The following is a 19,002-nucleotide window of genomic DNA, read 5'->3' as shown; positions in this document are numbered from 1 at the left end:
TTTTAAAATCGTAATGATAAACAGCTTAATCCCCCGTCTTGCTTTTGGAACTCGCTCATTGGTAACGCAATTACTTGGTAACCATTTTTCTCTAATTTTTCTTTTGTATTTGGATAGCCCTCTGGAATAATGACATAATCATTTATTAAGATACAGTTCGCTGAATACTCGTCTTCTTTCGGAATAATGATTTTTTTATATTCATCGAATAATGAATTTTCTAAAAATTCACCTGCTAATACCATCGTATTATCACCTAAGTACGCAATACCTGTTTTTAAATGGAAAAATTCTTTTAATGGTACGATATGCGCTGTATAGCCTTCTTTTTCTAAAATGGCTTGTAGTTGTTTCGCTCCTTCTTCATTCGTTCTCTCCGAAATACCAATATAGAATGTATTGTCTGCTTGTAATACATCACCACCATCTAAATAGCCTGGCGATTCAATTGTATAAATTTTGTCATAAAATTTTGATACAGCTGGACGAATCGCTTCGACCTCACCATTACGACTGTCTGCTCCTGGATTTGTAATGACCGCAAATTCTTTTGTTAAAACGGCTGTATCCTCTACGAATGTCGAATCTGGGAATTGCTCATCTGCTTCCAAATAAACTACTTCCACACCACATTGTTTTAATGCACCAACATAGTTTTCGTGTTGTACTAATAGCTCATCATAGTTTGGAACACCTAAATCAGATGTTGTAAGACCTTCTACATAACTTTTACCTGGTTTTTTAACGATGACATGATTGAACATTTCATTTTCCCCCTTTTATATACGAACGACTGGACATGTTAAGCAAGTTGGTCCACCCGTACCTTTTACAGTAATTTCATCACCTTTATATGTGTAAACTGTTGCGCCCGCTTCTTTTAATCGCGCTGTTGTTACAGAATTTCCAGCAGGAATCATACAAACTCTCGGTGCTAATGCTAATACATTACAACCCAGTGCATCGTATTCATCATCTGGTACTTCCACAAGTGTAAAACCTTGCGCTAATAACCACTGTCTCAGTGCGACAGGCATTAAACGCGAATGAACGACCGCTAAATCTTTATCTACAATACTAATGAATGACATCAAATGGAGGCATGCTTCTTCCCCTAAATCATGTGGTAATTGAATGACCTTGATTTCATCTACCATCGGTTCTAACATCTCTGTTAATTGACGAATCGCTTCATCATTTGTACGATAGCCGCGACCAATTGCAACCGTTTTCTCATTTAACCAGACAATATCGCCGCCATCACATACTGCATCCCCCTGCAGTTGACCGATAACCGGAATGTCATACTTTTCTAAAAATTCACGATACACTGTTGCTTCTGGCTGACGTAATGCTTTACCTGACTTTAAAATAATTGCGCCCTGCGGTGTAAATTTCACCGGATCATGCGCATAAATCGAATCTAAACCGACACGTTCATCTTGTTCTAAAAACAAAACTTCCCCTACATGCTGTTTTAAAAGCGTTAAAAAATTCTCATACTCTTTTAATGCCTCATCGTAGCTTGGTTCAGATAAATAAAAATATTTCATCCAATTCTCTCGTAGATGTTCTTGACTAATAAAAGCATCTTTCGGATGTTTTACAATCACTTTTTCAAGTTTTTTGTACATTGTGTCTGTAAACAACTGCTACACCCCTTTTATTTTTTCATTAGACGGAAAACAATTCCGTTATATGAAAAATTTATATTCCAAATATAATCGCCATACTTTATAATGTCAATAGATGTATTTTATTATTTTTTAAAAGGAGTGTTTCATATGCAAGCCCTTGATCGCATGATGATGATCACAAAGGCCATCTCTGAACACAACCAGACAGGCGTTACCATCAGCCAATTAACAGAACATACCGAACTCGCACTTGCTACATTACATCGCATTTTACACTCACTTGTGGAACATCGTCTTATTCAATTCGATGCAACAACGAAGCGTTACACATTAGGTGATGCATGGATGCAATACGGATTACAAGTATATGATCAATTTGATTATGTATCGAAAATTCGTCCGATTTTAGATGACTTAGCCGAGCTCACACAAGAAAGTGTGTATATGCATAAACCAATGGAAGACGAATCAATGATTGTTGAGCGTTTGGATAGCCCGAATAGTCGTATACATATTGTTGATCGACTTGGTTTACGAACTGCTATGCCAGAAGGTGCTGCTAACCATATCATTTTGGCGCATCGTATTATTTTAGAGAAAAAAGAAAATGTATTTAATGTGGATACTTCATTTTTACAGAAAATCATTGTAGATGGATTTGTTTTAATGGACGATGCACAAAAAGAGACAGTCTCTTTTGCGACACCGATTGTTACGAAGAATCAAGAGTTGTTACATGTGATTAGTTTAAGTGTTCTAGCTTTTTCACTAACAGAAGAACGAACTGAATGGCTGACTAAACAATTACTCGAAACACGAAAGTTAGTCGAAGAAACTTTATATTTTATGTAAAAAGAAAGAGACTTGGAAATACATCCAGTCTCTTTTCTGTTGATAGGCATAGAAAAAAGCTCATAAGTAGTCATACTACTTACGAGCTTAATATGGGTCGGGACGGAATCGAACCGCCGACACTTAGAGCTTCAATCTAATGCTCTACCAACTGAGCTACCGACCCTTCATGGAGGAGATAGAGGGATTCGAACCCCCGCGCGGTTTGACCCGCCTGTCGGTTTTCAAGACCGATCCCTTCAGCCAGACTTGGGTATATCTCCGTTTTGGAGCGGAAGACGAGGTTCGAACTCGCGACCCCCACCTTGGCAAGGTGGTGTTCTACCACTGAACTACTTCCGCAAAATATAAAATTAAAAATGGAGGAGGTAGAGGGATTCGAACCCCCGCGCGGTTTGACCCGCCTGTCGGTTTTCAAGACCGATCCCTTCAGCCAGACTTGGGTATACCTCCGTTTTTGGAGCGGAAGACGAGGTTCGAACTCGCGACCCCCACCTTGGCAAGGTGGTGTTCTACCACTGAACTACTTCCGCAAAAACGTATAAAATTGAAAATGGAGGAGATAGAGGGATTCGAACCCCCGCGCGGTTTGACCCGCCTGTCGGTTTTCAAGACCGATCCCTTCAGCCAGACTTGGGTATATCTCCATTTTGGAGCGGAAGACGAGGTTCGAACTCGCGACCCCCACCTTGGCAAGGTGGTGTTCTACCACTGAACTACTTCCGCATCTCTTACTGACAAAAAATATATTATCATAGAATATCGAATACGGTCAACTACTTTTTTAAAATATTTTTTAAAATAAAAATAAGATGCAGGAATTGTTTATAAAACAACTCCTGCATCACTACTTTACTATTCTGCTGGTGCTTTGAAAGAACGTGTCGCAAGCTCTGCATCTAACATGAAAATAGCATTTGCATCGTTTTGGATACGTGCAATCTTTGTGATTAATGTATCAAATGTTGATTCTTCTTCAATTTGTTCATCAATGAACCATTTTAAGAATGCCATTGTCGCATGTTCACGTTCATCAAGTGCGATATCTGCTAATTCGTAGATGCGGCGTGTCACTTCTTTTTCGTGTTTTAATGCTGTTTCAAAAGCATCTAAAAGCGATGTGAAATCATTTTTAACACTTGGGAATTCGCTAATTGTAACGCGTTGACCTAGATCACTTAGGAAATTATAAAATTTCATCGCATGGAAACGCTCTTCTTCTGCTTGTACTAAAAAGAAATTTGCAAATCCATCATAATCTTGATCTGTGCAATAAGCTGCCATTGCTAAATACGCATGTGCTGAATAAAATTCAAAGTTTAATTGATCATTTAATGCTGCATGAAGTTTTTCTGAAATCATAAAAAACCCTCCTAATGGTTGATTTGTTTATTTTACCATATAACGACTATTTTACCCATTTATACGCTTGTACTTTTTATATCTATTCCCTTACACTAATGAAAGAACAAGGAGTTGATTCACATGAATTATGTGACACTATCAGTGAAAGCAGCCAATCAATGGCCTGATAGTATTTGTGCAATTGAATTAATAAGAATGGAAGAAAATACAATTGTTGATTCTTTTAGTACATATGTCCAAACGCTACAAACGTTTGACCCTTTTTATACAAGTATCCATGGAATTGAAGCAAATGATGTACAATTAGCTCCTACATTTGAATCACTGATTCCCATACTTGAACGATGGCTTCAACATCAAACCGTCATCTCTTATTTCGCACCGTACGATCACCTCTGCTTACAAGAAAGTTTTGAGGCTTGCGGAAAATTAATGCCGCTCTTTACACATAAAAATTTATTGAGCGATATGAAAGCGCAGTGGCCTACCCTTTCTTCCTATACCCTCTATGATGTTCATATAAAAGTACAGACAAAAGAGGCATTAAATGATGCAGAACGCATTGTACAAATTGCGCAGGCTCTCAAAAACAAACAAGCTCTCACGCACCTTGAAACAGTTGCAACCAAATCTCTTGTTCAAAAGACAGTCGTTTTCACAGGCGCTTTAGAACAAATAACAAGATCAGAAGCTGCTAGAAAAGTCATGCAAGCAGGTGGATTCTTTAGTAATACGATGACCAAAAAAGTGGATGTACTCGTTGTGAGTGAACGAAGCCAACAACAGTATGACGACACACAAAAACAAAGTTCCAAATGGACAAAAGCCATTCACTTACAGCAACAAGGATTTCCCATTCAGATTATCTCGGAAAAAGAATTTTTCACATGGTTTTGAAAAATTAAGGACTTGATTTGACTTGGTTTGTGTGAATTCGAACATTCGACTGGCGAAACGGGTCATTCACTGAAGGTGCTGGGGCACTCGCTACTCGATTCGGGGCATTCGAGCACAAAAATGGGGTACTCGCCCACTCAAACGGATCATTCGTCAAATAAAAAAAGTTCGAGCAACGTTTTCACGTGCGTCTCGAACTTTTTTCTTGTATATATTTTTTATGAACGAGCGTTAAATTATCAACGGTTGTTGTGCCACCTCTTTTTAATGAGACTTTATACGCAATATGAAAATCGATTTTTTCATTGCTTGCATAACCTGTTTTCACACATGTATATTGACCATATTGTTTTTGATTTTCTTCAAAAACACGATAGACGATTTTACGCCAAATGGCATGATGCTGTCGTTTCAATTGGGTAAGTGGTGTGTCTTGAAAGGTTTCTTCATCTATGTTTTGTTGGGTATATTCTAATAAAATAAGCTCGGTTTGAATACATTTTTTATAGTATAAAAATTGGTCATCGAAAAAGATGCGCAAGAATGGGTGCTGCTTCCAATTTTCAAGAACATAATCTTGCTGTTCTCGGTAGCTCATGTTTTGTTTCATAATTTTTTTAGCTAAATCTGTCACATTAATTTGTTGTCGCTCTTTAAACGCTAGTAGTTTCGGACATTCACCTGTTACTAAATAGTAATGGATGAGCGTGACAAGGTCCCAAATATCATACATCGGACTTAATTGGTCTTGAATGAAAAATTGCATTTCTAATTCTTCAGCATATGCACGTAATGCGCGGCGTTCTAAATTTGCATGTAGCCCCTGCTGCACACAATACGTAGGTAAAAATCGAAACATCGCTTCGTAGTCTTCTACATCACTTTCATAAACTAAAATATCTTCTGAAATCGCGCTCTCTTCATGAATATAACGTAATGAATAAATACCTTTTGGCACACTTTGCTCAAATGTTCGTTCTTCAATTGGCGCTTGATCTTGTAGTCTCTGCGCCACTTGTTCTACCATTTTTGCTGAAATCATTTGTGTCATTTGAAGTGGTAGCTGCTCAGATGGAATCGGCTCTAAATTTTCGCCAGCTAGTAATACGCGCGGATTAGACCATGCAATTTTCTCAGCCCATTCATCAATAAAACTAACAATATACGCTTCTTTTGTTCCACCTGCTGCAACACCTCGTAACGCTCTTCCAACCATCTGTGTCATCAGAATTGCAGATACAGTAGGACGTGTTAAAAAGACAGTCTGAACATCTGGGAAATCTGCTCCTTCTGTTAAAATCGCCACATTAATTAAAACAGGAAATACGTTTTCCCGAAATGCTTGAATTGTCTGTTGGTTTTCTGCGGATGTTTCATGATTTGAAATGACGACACGTGCATCTACGCCATATTGTTTAAAAACTTGTGCAAGAGTTAAAGCATGCAATCGATTCATCGCAAATAGAATGGTTTTACCGTATTGTTTTTGACGTTGAACATATTGTTGTACAATCATGTGATTTCGTGGTTGATTCGCTACAAGTTGCTGCATAATTGATTCAGGTAGTTGATCTAGTTGTTGAAGCGTTCGCCATTGTTCTTCGTTCAATACTGTTTGAACTGTCACATCTGTTTGCAATGAATGAAAATGTGGTGCTGCTAAAATACCATTGGCAATTAAATACTTCAAATCTTTTTTATAAAAAATACCATCTGTAAATAAAGCACGTAATGCACCTTGTTCACTTTCGGCTGTTCGAAATGGTGTCGCTGTAAGCCCGAGTAGATACATACGAGCACCTTGACGTTCTATATGTGAGAGTAATGTTTTATATGTTGTAGAGGTCGCATGATGTGCCTCATCGACTACGACATAAACCTCTTGTTCGTCGGCTAACCAACGACTTAAAATTGCTTCATGATGTACTAAACTATCTTTACTCGCAATGAGTAATTGTTCTTGCTGAATGAGACGTGCAGCATCATGAACACCCGATATTATGCGATATGTTAGATCATTTTGAGCGTATTGACAAAATGTCGCATAAGCTTGATTTAATAATTCATGGCGATGCGCAAGCCACAATACCTTTTTCCCTCTTACTAATGCAGCTTCCCATAGCCAGCGAACCGCAGTCGTCGTTTTTCCTCCACCTGTTGGTAGTACAACAAGCCCCTTAAAAGAAGTCTTTTTTCGCATTTGATGTAAACGGTGAATAGCTTCCGCCTGAAAAGCATATGGAAGTGGTGGTGTGTGCTGCGCTTTTCGCATCATTTGTACTTGTTTTTCTATGTAAAAATGAAGTGAATCATCTGGAGAAATGGCTAACCAACTCTCTACTTCTTCTGGTAAACGTAATGTCAACTTAGAAGCACGAATTGCCTGTTCTACTTCTTCCACTCGCTTTTTCGAACGTGTTTGGTAGCCGAGCTTTTTCATAAATGTACGGCATTTAATGGAGACACGCTGCTGTTGATTATTCATCGCGCGCATCGTTAAATCATTTAATAATTCTTCTACTTGCATATACGCCAACCTTTCCGAATGTTTGTTCTTATATTATATCAAAGGAAAACAACAAATACAGGGCTTATCTTTAAATTTTTGGGGAATTACTCTATATGAAAGGAGTTTTCATCATGAAAAAAGATAAAGATATTTTACCAGACGAACCGCTTTTAAAAGAAAATCCACAACGCGTATATGATAAAGATATGGAACTATATGATACAGTGCTCGATGACGTCGTAAATGACGACGATTCGGAAGATAATGTAGAAGCGGAATACGAAGGCGTTAGTGAAGATGTACTCAACGATAACCCACCGCTCTAAAGAACTGCCTGCAGCACTGATAGCTCAGACAGTTTTTCTTTTCTCTAATTAATGAAGCGATAAAGGAGATTTTAGATGGAAATTGTGATCATTGGCGCTACAGGAAAAGGTTTAACTGTTGCAGCCTATTTACAAAAAATTTATCCAGACGTGACAATTCTCGACGTACCAATGGAACCGCTTGAGCAAATTCAGTCACGTAGAGTTACGATTTACTCAAGTACAACTTTTCTTACAAATTTCGTTGTAAAACCCATTGAATCATGTGCCTCTGATTATGATTTCGTATTTTTATTTGTCCATCCTTTTTATAATAAAAATATTTTACCTATTCTAAAGTCTACGTTACATGAAAGCTGCTTTATCGTATCATTTCAAGAAAATCTTTCGGATTGGGAGTTAATTCAATCATCCTGAAAATTTCCATTATTTTCAGCTGTTTGTAAATTTGAAACGTATGTCAAACAGCATCACCAAGTTGTCGTCACTTCACCGCACGCTTCTCTCAACCAAGTTGCTTTTGACTTATACGATAGTCATCCATCTTACTTTTATTATGCAGAAGAAGTAAAAAGTGTATTAGATACCATAGGCTGTACACAAATTGTACGTACTGCTTTTGATATTAAATGGACACAAGCTATCTTCTCTGGAGCAATTGACCGATTAGCCAGTGCTTTAAATTGTTTATATGGCGATATTTTACATCATCCTATCGCTTTACAATCCTCCATTCATTTAGTAAATGAAATTGTACGGATAGCTAAAAAATACAACATTCCTTTAGCACAGACACCTGAACTGGATTATGCCGCATTAATGATTGATTCTGATACCAAAAAAACGAAATAATGCCAATTGTTTAAAAGTTATTACTTCCCTATCAAAAAATACCTTCCAATCAAGATGCTTATTTGATTGATGAATTATTAGAAGTGGCTTCTTTAGTTGATCAGCCGACCCCTTATTTAGAGACACTTGCTCATTGTTTACATGAAAAAAATGAAGAAGATTTTCATAAGAATATCGCTTTTTTTTCAACCATTGGGAACAGGGACACTGTGGCGACAAGAATTAAAAAAGAGTGAAATCAGATAGGGGTAACCCTTATGATTCCACTCTTTTTTATTAAACTGTTTTTGCTTTTTTCTTTAATAGTCCAATCATCATTGCAGATACAACTGCACCAATAATGATACTTGTTACATATAACAACATTTGGCCGACACCATTTTCAACGAGTGGAATAACGAAAATCCCACCATGTGGTACAGGTAATCCAATATTAAATGCCATCGATAAACCACCTGTAATCGCTGCACCGACAACGAACGATGGAATCATACGTAGTGGGTCGCTCGCTGCGAAAGGAATCGCACCTTCTGATATGAAACAAGCACCTAAAATATAACTTGTTTTACCTGTTTCACGTTCCGCTTTTGTAAATTTATTTTTAAAGATTGTTGTTGCTAAAGCGACGCCAAGTGGCGGAACCATACCACCAGCCATTACAGCTGCCATAATCTCATAGTTCCCTGCCTCAAGCATAGCAATACCAAATGTATAAGCTGCCTTATTAAGTGGACCACCTAAGTCAAATGCCATCATCGCACCTAAAACCATTCCTAAAATAATCGCGTTTGAACCATTCAACGAATTAAGCAATGACGAGAATGCGGTATATAATTTCGTTAATTGTGGATTTAGTAACATCATGACTATACCGGATATTGCGATACCAAACACTGGATATAGCAAAATTGGCTTTAATCCATCAAAAGATTTCGGTAATTTTTTGAATACAATTTTCAAGCCTTCTACTACATAACCAGCTAAGAAACCGGCGATCAAACCACCTAAGAAACCTGAGTTGGCTCCTTCGCTATTTTGAACTGTGATAGCAAGTAAACCTGCTACCATACCTGGTGCAAAACCTGGCCTGTCTGCAATACTCATTGCGATAAATCCTGCTAAGACTGGAACGATTAAATAGAAGGCATTATCGCCACCAATAGTTTTTAGCATATAGGCGAATTGGTTAAATTGTGAGCTATCTTTATCTGCAGAATTAACACCCCAGAAGAAAGATAAAGCAATTAAAATACCACCACCGACAACGAATGGCAACATGTTCGATACACCATTCATTAAGTGTTTATAAATTTGAGATCCAATTCCTTTTTTCTCATCGCCGTCTTGTTCATCTGTTGATTTTCCTGAGTCGGAATGGAAGATAGAAGCATTTCCTTCTACTGCACGCTCTAGTAATTGATCTGCTTCATAAATCGCTTTTGAAACAGGTACTTGAATTACTTTTTTACCGTCAAAACGAGCCATTTCGACTTTTGTATCAGCGGCTACAATAATCGCATCTGCTTCTTCAATTTCGGCTTTTGTAAGTACATTTTGTGCACCACTTGAACCGTTTGTTTCAACTTTAATGTCGATTCCTTTTTCTTTTGCGACATTTTCTAATTTTTCAGCTGCCATATACGTATGCGCAATACCTGTTGGACAGGCTGTTACAGCAAGAATTTTAACCTTCTTCCCTGTTGATTGCTGTTCACTTGAAGTAGTAGTCGTTTGCTTGGGCTTTTCTTCATTTGTTTCTTTTTCTTCAATAATCGATAAAACTTCTTCCTTCGTTTTCGCTTCACGTAGACGAGTTGTAAAGTTAGCATCCATTAAAAACCCTGCCAAGCGAGATAATGCTTCTAAATGAAATTGTCCTGCACCATCTGTCGCTGCAATCATAAAGAATAAGTCCGCATTTTTACCATCTAACGAAGCATAATCCACACCTTTTTTACTACGCCCAAAAGCAATTGTCGGAGTTTTTACAGCGGCTGTTTTCGCATGTGGAATCGCAATACCATCACCAACGCCAGTTGTACTTTCTTCTTCACGCTTTAAAATTGCGGCTAAAAAGTCATCTCGATTATTTAGCCTTCCTGCATGATCGAGTACATCTGCTAATTCTGCAAGTACTTCTCCTTTTGTGCCACCTGACAGCGATAATTGTATCGTATCGAGAGGCATCAATTCTGTAATTTTCATGCGTTTCACCTCTTAAATTGTTTGAATTTCGACTTGTGGAACGAGTTTTTCTACTTCTTCTTTATGGCATAAATCTTCTTTAAAAGCTGTAGCACTACCTGAAGCAACGCCGTAACAGAATGCATCTTGTAAACTTTGCTGTTGTGCTAATTGAGCAACCATACCTGCCACAAGTGAATCGCCAGCTCCTACTGTATTGACAACTTGTCCTTTAGGAGCTTTTGCCAGAAATTGTGTGTCACTACTCACACATACTGCACCTTCACCACCAAGCGATACAATTACAAGTGATACATCTTGTTCTGTTAATTTTTTTGCATGTGCTACAGCTTGTTCCAATGTGTCGATTGTATCTCCTACTAATTCACCTAACTCGTGCTGATTCGGTTTAATAAAGTACGGTTGATATTGTAAAAGTTGTTTTAAGCGTGGTCCTGACGTATCGAGTACCCACTTTGCACCGGTTAATGCACAACTTTTTTGAAGTTGTTCAAAGAACTCATCCGTCACCGTTTCTGGAATACTTCCTGAGACTACAATCCAATCATCTTCTTTTGCGTGTAATTGTAGAAAATGTAGTAGTTGCTCTATTTCTTGACTTTGCAGTGTGGGTGCTGGGCCATTCAGTTCCGTCTCTTGCTGTGATTTAATTTTGACATTAATCCGCGTTACACTATCTACTTGAATGAATGCAGAAGGTACTTGTTCTCTTTGTAAAAACTGTTGAATATAATCACCTGTAAATCCACCGACAAAACCAAGTGCTGTAGCGTCTACTTCCATTCGTTTTAATACACGTGAAATATTAATGCCTTTACCACCAGGGTAATAACTTACTTCTTTTGCACGGTTTAACGTATTCGCTTGAAAATCATCTACATATGGAATGTAGTCAATTGACGGTGCAAATGTAACAGTGTAAATCATCGAATCCCCCCTCCATCTCTTTTTTAATACTCTAATCTATAACCTTTTACCCGATTGGATTCGGGATTAAAACGCTATTTGGTTATAACTGCTATACCTTTACCCTTTCAGAAGAAATTTAATATAAAAAAAGAGAATCACCTATAAAGATGATCCTCGCTTGTTCATTATTCGTATTCTTTTTCAAATGTTTTTGTTGAGCGCACTGTATCAAAATGACGAACAACACTTTCGATATAATCACGTTTTGGTTCTAAGAATGGTGGAAGTGATAATTTTTCACCCAATGTTTCATAAGGTTCATCTCCCATAAATCCTGGACCGTCCGTTGCGAACTCAAATAGAATGCCTTGTGCTACACGTGCATAAAGTGATTCAAAGAAGTGACGATTCACATAACCCGATGTATTAAATCCGATTTCTTCCATTCGTTTTGTCCAGTAGTCTAACACTTCACGGTCCTCTACTCGGAACGCCGCATGGTGAACAGTTCCAAAACCTTGTCGACCATTTGGTGATGTTTCATCGTGTTTCACAATAACACGCGCACCATTTCCGCCTGTTCCTACTTCAAATAGATGAAAGTCTCCTTCTTGTGCGACTTCTTTAAATAATAGTGCTTGTTCTAGCATCATTTTAAAATATTTAAAATCAGCAATGGTAATTTCGATTGGTCCTAAGCCAGTAATCGCATATTCAAGTGGGATTGGACCGTTTTGCCATGGTGTACCACTTTTAATCCCTTCATTATGTTCATCTGATACAAGTTGGTATCGTTGATCATCAAAATCAGTAAATGGTAATACTTTGACACCGAATTGTGTTTGAATACCGTCGTGTTTTACACCTAAACGTGTAAAGCGTTTTGCCCAATATTCAAGTGCTGCGTCATCTGGTACACGGAAACCTGTACGTGAAATTTCGTTTGTACCATGTGTTCCTTTTGGAATACCTGGGAAGTCGAAGAATGTCATATCTGTTCCAGCTGAACCACGGTCATCCGCAAAGAATGTATGGTATGTTTGAATATCATCTTGATTGACTGTTTTTTTCACTAAACGCATACCTAATACATTCGTAAAAAATTCATAGTTTTTTTCTGCGCTACTTGTAATAGCTGTGACGTGATGGATACCTTTTAATTGTTGATTCATGATTATTTCCTCCGTTAATTACATATTTTTGGCGTGTAATCCTACTGTTTTTAAGGCTGCAATAAGCTGTTGTTTGTCATGTTCATCTACCACATCAAATAGTTTTTCCACTAATGCTTCATGTTGTGGAAAAATACGTTCAATAAATGAGCGTCCTTCTTCTGTAAGTGCTGCAAATGTGACGCGTCGATCGGTTGGACAGGCTACGCGCTCGACATAGCCTTTTTGTTGTAATTTATCAACAACATATGTGATACTGCCACTCGTAATTAAAATCTTCTCACCAATGCGTTGAATCGGTTGATCTCCTTTATGATAAAGTAGTTCTAATACCGCAAATTCAGTTAAGTTCAGTTGATAACGTTGCATGTCCTTTCGCAAAACTTCTTCAACTGTCTGAGATGCTCGAAGTAGAACCGTCAATGCTTTTAGCGATAATTCTTTTGACATTTTATCCACTCCTTTTATCTCGAATTAAAATATCTTGAATTAAAGATAACATGGATTAAAAATACTGTCAATTAAAAAAGACACAACTTACAGCATGAATTCTCACACTATAAGTTGTGTTTGCTAATGTAAATTTTTTACTCGAACACAGTTGCGCCCTGCATTTTTTGCTTCATATAACTGTTGGTCTGCTATTTTTAAAAATTCAGTTGTATTAGTAAATCGCGCTTCTGTCAACGCAACTCCTCCTACACTAATTGTTACAATTTTACATTCACGTCCTAAATGTTCTAGCTCTGCTTTTTCAACTGCATTTCTCATATACTCTGCAATATCGAAAGCTTCACTATAAGTCGTAGCATCTAACAACACAACGAATTCTTCTCCACCATAACGCGTTAATTCCGCACGATCAGGTAACGCATCTGTTAAAATTTTTACAAGATTTTTTAATAATTGATCACCTAAAATATGACCATAATAGTCATTATATTTTTTAAACTCATCGACATCTAAAATTAAAATAGCAAAAGGTATGTTCGTGTCTTTATAGTGTTTATATAACTTTTCTAAACTACTACTTAAATAATGACGATTAAAAACTCCTGTAAGACTATCTAATAAAGCTAGTTCACGTAATTTTTCATTACTTTCTTCCAATTGTTTCGTTCGGATGCGAATTTTTTCATCCAAAGATTCATTGAGAGAAATCAATTCTTTATTTAATTGTTCAACTTGTAACCATTGTAGAGCAAATTTCCGACAAAATAGTATACATTGGATACTAATAAAAATGCCTAACATGATAAAAGTAAGATGAATTGAATTTCCAGCTGCCGAAATGCGAATCATGTCATGTATGGCCCCTACAAATACTAATAGTATCCCCACAAGTGTAATCACTTGTGTCAAATCATGCCAATTTATTTTTCTAATAACACTTACAAGTAAAAAGAGATAAAAAACATACATAAAAATCAAAATAATATTAAATAATTTTTGATACATGACCGTAGAAGAAAATGCCGTAAAGAAAATAATTACAATCATTATATCGTTATAAAAAGTAATCAATTTTTTCGGGATCGCTTCGCTAAACATTTTAGATACATAACCTACATAGAACAACATAACAATTTCAGGCATAATGAATGTCAGACGAAGAGCCAGACTCCAGTCTAGTTGGTTTAAAAAGGCTGTATATAAATAATAGTCTGTAAAAAAACCCCATAGACTTGTTGCTGCACAAAATATGCCATAAGCTAAAAATTCCTTTTGTTTTCTTCTAAATGCATAAAAAAGCAATGAAATACATGCGGTTAATGTAATATAGCCAATTAAAAAGACTTGCCAAAACTCATGTTGCTGTTGTTTTTTTACGATAATTTGTTCATTACCGATAGATATACTTTTCCTCAAACCACCGCTTACATTCTCAAAACTAATCACTTGAAACGTAATTTGCAGCGTCGTTTGATCTACGCGAAAACCAGGTATTTGTGGTTTCATTTGTTGTACAGCTGTCTTATTACTTTTTAGGAGGCTTCCATTCTCTTTGATAAGTACATTATTTACATATAAATTATAGCTACTATATTGAAAAGGTATATAAAATTTTAAATAGCGGCCAACAAAAGATTCAGGAACTTTAATCGTTGTACTATAAGTCGCACGATCAGAGGCAATATTTAAACGCTGATTTAGCATATAAGGTACTTTGACAATATCGCTGTTTCCAAGCTTAATTTCTTCTTTCATATCTTGTGGATCAAATAATTCACCACGTATAAAGTTCCAGTTTCCATTTAAATTTTCATAAAAAGTATCGTAATTTGAATGACGAAAATCATGTGTTGTCATTGTGGTAGCAAAACTCATCGGAGCGTACGTCATAAAAAGTATACAGAATGATAAAAGTGATACAAACCATTTTTTCATTTACGCCCCTCCTTTACCTCCGTTAGTTATTCCCTTTTTCTTATAAAATTACTACTTATTCATCAAAAAACACCCACCGAATAAATTTCAGTGGGTGTTCATTCTATTATATAGAACTGATTTTGTCAGCTTGAAGTTCCTGAGGCCAGTGAGAAATTGTGTTTCCCATCTCCCAGAACAAATATTCAAAGCGAGTTGTTTGTAAGAAAATTTCTTTAACATGTGCCAGTTCATCACCTGTTAAATCAGCTGCTAACTCATCCATCAAATCAATCATATCTTGTGCGCTATGTTCAAATGCCGGTTCACTATACATACGCACCCAGTCACCGTAAAGTGGATGATCGACAGCTCCAGGAATTTGTGCGAGTTCACGTCCAATCTCTAAATAGCTCCAAGCACATGGTAAGATAGCTGCGATCACATGCGCAAGTGAGCCATTCTGCGCTTCTGATAACATATAACGAGTATAAGCTATCGTTGTCGGCGCTTCTTTTGCTTCACGCATCTCTTGCTCTGAAATCCCAAAACGCTCTGCATATTTACGATGTAAGGCCATCTCAATTGATAGCGTATGATGGACTGAAGCTGACAAGCGTGTCATAACATCTAAATCGCGTGCTTTTTGAATCCCAATCGCAAATACTTTTGCATATTGAATTAAATATAAATAATCTTGAATCATGTAGTGACGGAATTTCTCTGGTTCTAATGTTCCGTGACCAATTCCTTGTACGAATGGATGTGCGTGATTTGCACGCCAAATCGGTCGAATTTCCTCAATTAATTGCTCTGAAAACTTCATCTTTTTTCTCTCCCTTTTCACAAACACGAAGGAAACAAAAAGGCCACTCACCGCATTACGAAAATCGTAAAAGACAGAGAATGACCTGCAAATAATATGCTAAAAATGTCACTTCTTCCTTACGACAGTGCGAACTGTATCAAGTTAGAGGGTTAAGCTACTGCTCTCTCAGCCAATTCTATATGGCACCCCTAGTAGTGATTGTTTGTGTATTTAATTGTTAGTACATACCTATCATCTATGACAACAATTGGAAAGTCAAGCGATTTTTTAAACAGGTTCTGGAATCGAGATGAACTGATCGACAACAATCGTATTAATCGCATTAATATAAGCAAGTGCACTCGCTTTAATGACATCTGTATCAGAAGCTTTTGCAATATATGTTTCGCCTTCATATTCAACTTGTAACTTCACTTTACCGATAGCTTCTTTACCGCGTGTCACACTTGAAATTTTATATTCAAGTAGCTTTACTTCGAATGCTGTTACTTCTTGTAGCGCTGAATACAATGCATCAATTGAACCTGAGCCAACTGTCGCTGCTTTCAGTACTTCCTCACCGCGACGTACCTTCACACTTGCAGACGGGAAGATTTGATTCGAAATCACTTGAATGTCTTCTAAGTGGTAGAAAGCGTCACTATGAAGCGCAACTTTTGCATCTTCATTTGTACGTTTGAAATAATTTTCTACTAAAATGAATAGGTCGTGGTTATACACTTCTTTTTTCGTATCAGCCAACTTTAAGAAATCCGCAAAAACCTCTTCAAATTGATCTGGTGTTAAGTTGCCTAACGCTAAGTTTTCAAGTGCATTTTTCACCGCATGACGACCAGAACGAGCTGTTAATACTAATTCCATATCGTCTAAACCAACCTCTGTTGGGCTCACGATTTCATAAGCATCACGTGATTTTAATAGACCATCTTGGTGAATACCAGATGAATGCGCAAAGGCATTATCGCCTGTGATAGCTTTATTTACTTGTACATCAAGTCCCATTAAGCTTGAAACAATACGCGACGTGTTCATAATCTCTTTCTTATTGACTCGTGTATGTGCATTGAAATAGTTTGAACGTGTAGATAGTGCCATTACGACTTCTTCAAGTGCTGCGTTACCCGCACGCTCACCGATTCCGTTAATTGTACACTCTACTTTATCCGCGCCATTTTTAATTGCCGCAAGTGTATTCGCTGTTGCCATACCTAAGTCGTTATGACAGTGAACGCTTAGTAATACAGAATCATCTAAGTTTTTCATACGGTCATTTAATTTACCAATCATTTCACCGAATTCTTCTGGCACTGCGTATCCAACAGTATCTGGTACATTAATCATCGTTGCGCCAGCTTTCATTACGGCTTCAATTGTTTTCCATAAATATTCAAAATCAGAACGCGATGCATCTTCTGTTGAATATTGGACTTGTGGTAAAAGTGTTTTTGCGTATTTTACTGCATCTACACCAATTTGTAGAATTTGATCTTTTGATTTTGAGAATTTTTTCTCTACGTGAATATCCGATGTACCAAGTACCATGTGAATCATTGGGTTTTCTGCGTATTTTACAGCATTGTAAACTGAATCAATATCCGCTTTCACTGCACGCGCTAATGCCGTAATCATAATATCGTCTGTGTTACCAACTTTTTGTGCAATTTGCTTTACTGCATTGAAATCGCCTTCTGATGAAGCGGGGAATCCTGCTTCGATAATATCTACTTGTAATTTTTTTAATTGATGTGCTACTTCTAATTTTTCGTATAAGTTCAATTTCGCTCCCGGAACTTGTTCTCCATCACGTAATGTTGTATCAAATAGCCAGATTTTTTTCGACATAATTTTTCCCTCTTTTCTGTATAATAAAAAAAGTCCCGCCTCTATATAGCTATCGCTAGCTACTAGAGACGAGACATTACTCGCGGTACCACTCTACTTGGATTGCATCACACAATCCCACTTATTTAAGATTCTCATCTTAATCCTGATAACGGAGGAATCCGTATAACCTTACTCGATTGTTCAGGTTATGTGCTCATGAACGAGTTCAAGAATGTACATCACTAACTTTCACCAACCGTTAGCTCTCTAAAGATGGAACACTTCTCTACTACTTTCAATCTTCGCTTGTTTAAATTATCTGATTGTTTAGAATAATATACCATTAAAAAAGCAAAGTCAACTAATTTTCAGAAAATATTTAATTTTCTTTGTTTATTATGTCGAGTTGTTGTATTTGTTATACTGTTTCCTATGAAGGAGGGATCTGATGCATATACAAGGAATCAATCATTTATTATTTTCCGTATCTAATTTGGAAGATTCGATTCCCTTTCAGCGGCGGCGATTCCCTTTCGCGCGACCTTTTGTCCCTTTCAACGGCGGCGATTCCCTTTCGCGCGACCTTTTGTCCCTTTCAACGGCGGCGATTCCCTTTCGCGCGACCTTTTGTCCCTTTCAGCGGCGGCGATTCCCTTTCGCGCGACCTTTTGTCCCTTTCAGCGGCGGCGATTCCCTTTCGCGCGACCATTTGTCCCTTTCAGCAATATTAATTTTCATTTTTTCCAAAACAAAAGAGTTGGGGTTTCCCCAACTCTTTATTCTTTATAAAATGGTTTCGCGTATGTTACCACACCTGATAGGTCTGTTAATGCACCTTTATATAATGGTAGTACGCGGTAATTTTCCAGTGGTACGTCAAATGGCGCTTGAACACCATACCAATCGGCGCGTTCAAAACCAAAGCGCGCATAATAATCGGCATGTCCTAGTACAACAACTGCAGCAAAACCACTCCATTTCGCACGTTCTAATGAAGCCTCCATTAGCTGTGTACCGATTCCCTGTCCTTGTTTTTCTGGTAAGACAGCAAGCGGGCCTAAAGCGAGTACTGGAAAATCACCAATAAAACATTCTGTATACGTAATAAATCCAATAATTTTGTCTTGTTCAACATACACGAGTGCTAAATCATCGATATAGGCATCCGTTACACGCAACTTTTCAACGAGTTCATGCTCTTTCTGATTACTATGTGGCTCTGTTTGAAATGCTCGTTGCAATAAGACGCTAATTTGTT

At 37.4% G+C, this 19,002-nt stretch carries 18 protein-coding genes, 7 tRNA genes, 1 riboswitch and 1 other annotated feature; of the genes, 6 read left to right on the top strand and 19 right to left on the bottom strand.

The window, feature by feature from the left end:
- Positions 1 to 2: 2 nt before the first annotated feature.
- Complete coding sequence (locus tag MHB75_RS03985; RefSeq protein ID WP_141275063.1) at positions 3 to 764, bottom strand: dimethylarginine dimethylaminohydrolase family protein; 762 nt, start codon at positions 762 to 764, stop codon at positions 3 to 5.
- Between the two features lie 15 nt (positions 765 to 779).
- Complete coding sequence (locus MHB75_RS03980) at positions 780 to 1,634, bottom strand: dimethylarginine dimethylaminohydrolase family protein (protein WP_340996020.1); 855 nt, start codon at positions 1,632 to 1,634, stop codon at positions 780 to 782.
- 150 nt (positions 1,635 to 1,784) lie between these two features.
- On the opposite strand from MHB75_RS03980, the gene MHB75_RS03975 reads away from it, so the two are divergent.
- Positions 1,785 to 2,489, top strand: coding sequence for an IclR family transcriptional regulator (locus MHB75_RS03975; RefSeq protein ID WP_340996019.1), 705 nt, complete (start codon positions 1,785 to 1,787; stop codon positions 2,487 to 2,489).
- 93 nt (positions 2,490 to 2,582) lie between these two features.
- On the opposite strand, the gene MHB75_RS03970 is transcribed toward MHB75_RS03975, so the two are convergent.
- The 8 genes from MHB75_RS03970 to MHB75_RS03935 all read right to left on the bottom strand — a co-directional run bounded on the left by MHB75_RS03970 (position 2,583) and on the right by MHB75_RS03935 (position 3,851).
- Positions 2,583 to 2,655, bottom strand: a tRNA-Phe gene (locus MHB75_RS03970).
- A 4-nt stretch (positions 2,656 to 2,659) separates the two neighbouring features.
- Positions 2,660 to 2,752, bottom strand: a tRNA-Ser gene (locus tag MHB75_RS03965).
- A gap of 4 nt (positions 2,753 to 2,756) precedes the next feature.
- A tRNA-Gly gene (locus tag MHB75_RS03960) sits at positions 2,757 to 2,831 on the bottom strand.
- Between the two features lie 18 nt (positions 2,832 to 2,849).
- Positions 2,850 to 2,942: transfer RNA gene (locus MHB75_RS03955), tRNA-Ser, on the bottom strand.
- 5 nt (positions 2,943 to 2,947) lie between these two features.
- A tRNA-Gly gene (locus MHB75_RS03950) sits at positions 2,948 to 3,022 on the bottom strand.
- Positions 3,023 to 3,043: 21 nt separating this feature from the next.
- Positions 3,044 to 3,136, bottom strand: a tRNA-Ser gene (locus MHB75_RS03945).
- A 4-nt stretch (positions 3,137 to 3,140) separates the two neighbouring features.
- Positions 3,141 to 3,215 (bottom strand) — tRNA-Gly (locus MHB75_RS03940).
- A 129-nt stretch (positions 3,216 to 3,344) separates the two neighbouring features.
- A complete protein-coding gene (locus MHB75_RS03935) occupies positions 3,345 to 3,851 on the bottom strand; it encodes a ferritin (protein WP_068453876.1) in 507 nt (168 codons plus the stop codon).
- A gap of 123 nt (positions 3,852 to 3,974) precedes the next feature.
- Here MHB75_RS03935 and MHB75_RS03930 point away from each other — a divergent pair, with 123 nt between their 5' ends.
- A complete protein-coding gene (locus MHB75_RS03930) occupies positions 3,975 to 4,751 on the top strand; it encodes an exonuclease domain-containing protein (protein WP_340996017.1) in 777 nt (258 codons plus the stop codon).
- 181 nt (positions 4,752 to 4,932) lie between these two features.
- On the opposite strand, the gene MHB75_RS03925 is transcribed toward MHB75_RS03930, so the two are convergent.
- The gene (locus MHB75_RS03925) at positions 4,933 to 7,278 is read right to left on the bottom strand and encodes a DEAD/DEAH box helicase (RefSeq protein WP_340996016.1); all 2,346 of its coding nucleotides are present in this window, start codon (positions 7,276 to 7,278) and stop codon (positions 4,933 to 4,935) included.
- A 113-nt stretch (positions 7,279 to 7,391) separates the two neighbouring features.
- On the opposite strand from MHB75_RS03925, the gene MHB75_RS03920 reads away from it, so the two are divergent.
- The 4 genes from MHB75_RS03920 (at position 7,392) to MHB75_RS03910 (ending at position 8,674) form a co-directional block, all read left to right on the top strand.
- Positions 7,392 to 7,586, top strand: a complete 195-nt coding sequence (locus tag MHB75_RS03920) for a hypothetical protein (protein ID WP_340996015.1) — start codon at positions 7,392 to 7,394, stop codon at positions 7,584 to 7,586.
- Between the two features lie 75 nt (positions 7,587 to 7,661).
- Positions 7,662 to 8,003 carry a ketopantoate reductase family protein gene (locus MHB75_RS03915; protein ID WP_141274850.1) on the top strand — a complete coding sequence of 114 codons (342 nt, stop codon included), beginning with the start codon at positions 7,662 to 7,664 and terminating at the stop codon, positions 8,001 to 8,003.
- 171 nt (positions 8,004 to 8,174) lie between these two features.
- Positions 8,175 to 8,438, top strand: a complete 264-nt coding sequence (locus MHB75_RS15075; protein WP_445667016.1) for a ketopantoate reductase C-terminal domain-containing protein — start codon at positions 8,175 to 8,177, stop codon at positions 8,436 to 8,438.
- Positions 8,439 to 8,500: 62 nt separating this feature from the next.
- Positions 8,501 to 8,674, top strand: a complete 174-nt coding sequence (locus tag MHB75_RS03910) for a hypothetical protein (RefSeq protein ID WP_340996014.1) — start codon at positions 8,501 to 8,503, stop codon at positions 8,672 to 8,674.
- A gap of 40 nt (positions 8,675 to 8,714) precedes the next feature.
- Here MHB75_RS03910 and MHB75_RS03905 read toward each other — a convergent pair whose 3' ends face one another.
- The 8 genes from MHB75_RS03905 to MHB75_RS03870 all read right to left on the bottom strand — a co-directional run bounded on the left by MHB75_RS03905 (position 8,715) and on the right by MHB75_RS03870 (position 18,997).
- Positions 8,715 to 10,643, bottom strand: coding sequence for a PTS fructose transporter subunit IIABC (locus MHB75_RS03905; protein ID WP_340996013.1), 1,929 nt, complete (start codon positions 10,641 to 10,643; stop codon positions 8,715 to 8,717).
- Positions 10,644 to 10,655: 12 nt separating this feature from the next.
- Positions 10,656 to 11,570: a 1-phosphofructokinase gene (gene pfkB / locus MHB75_RS03900; RefSeq protein ID WP_340996012.1), complete on the bottom strand. Its 915-nt coding sequence runs from the start codon at positions 11,568 to 11,570 to the stop codon at positions 10,656 to 10,658.
- A 167-nt stretch (positions 11,571 to 11,737) separates the two neighbouring features.
- Positions 11,738 to 12,724: a ring-cleaving dioxygenase gene (locus MHB75_RS03895; protein ID WP_087680537.1), complete on the bottom strand. Its 987-nt coding sequence runs from the start codon at positions 12,722 to 12,724 to the stop codon at positions 11,738 to 11,740.
- An 18-nt stretch (positions 12,725 to 12,742) separates the two neighbouring features.
- Positions 12,743 to 13,174 carry a MarR family winged helix-turn-helix transcriptional regulator gene (locus MHB75_RS03890; RefSeq protein ID WP_340996010.1) on the bottom strand — a complete coding sequence of 144 codons (432 nt, stop codon included), beginning with the start codon at positions 13,172 to 13,174 and terminating at the stop codon, positions 12,743 to 12,745.
- Between the two features lie 123 nt (positions 13,175 to 13,297).
- Complete coding sequence (locus tag MHB75_RS03885) at positions 13,298 to 15,112, bottom strand: sensor domain-containing diguanylate cyclase (RefSeq protein WP_340996009.1); 1,815 nt, start codon at positions 15,110 to 15,112, stop codon at positions 13,298 to 13,300.
- A gap of 106 nt (positions 15,113 to 15,218) precedes the next feature.
- On the bottom strand, positions 15,219 to 15,917 hold the full coding sequence (gene tenA, locus MHB75_RS03880) for a thiaminase II (RefSeq protein ID WP_121176868.1): 699 nt from the start codon (positions 15,915 to 15,917) through the stop codon (positions 15,219 to 15,221).
- Between the two features lie 99 nt (positions 15,918 to 16,016).
- Positions 16,017 to 16,120, bottom strand: a riboswitch (TPP riboswitch).
- A gap of 67 nt (positions 16,121 to 16,187) precedes the next feature.
- The gene (locus MHB75_RS03875) at positions 16,188 to 17,762 is read right to left on the bottom strand and encodes a 2-isopropylmalate synthase (protein WP_068453900.1); all 1,575 of its coding nucleotides are present in this window, start codon (positions 17,760 to 17,762) and stop codon (positions 16,188 to 16,190) included.
- Positions 17,763 to 17,823: 61 nt separating this feature from the next.
- Positions 17,824 to 18,056 (bottom strand) — a binding site (T-box leader).
- A 464-nt stretch (positions 18,057 to 18,520) separates the two neighbouring features.
- Entirely contained in the window at positions 18,521 to 18,997 is a 477-nt protein-coding gene (locus MHB75_RS03870; protein WP_340998551.1) for a GNAT family N-acetyltransferase, read from the bottom strand.
- Between the last annotated feature and the right edge of the window lie 5 nt (positions 18,998 to 19,002).

Source organism: Kurthia sp. FSL E2-0154 (genome assembly GCF_038003625.1).
Classification (GTDB): domain Bacteria; phylum Bacillota; class Bacilli; order Bacillales_A; family Planococcaceae; genus Kurthia; species Kurthia gibsonii.
This window is presented reverse-complemented; position numbering and strand designations above follow the sequence as displayed.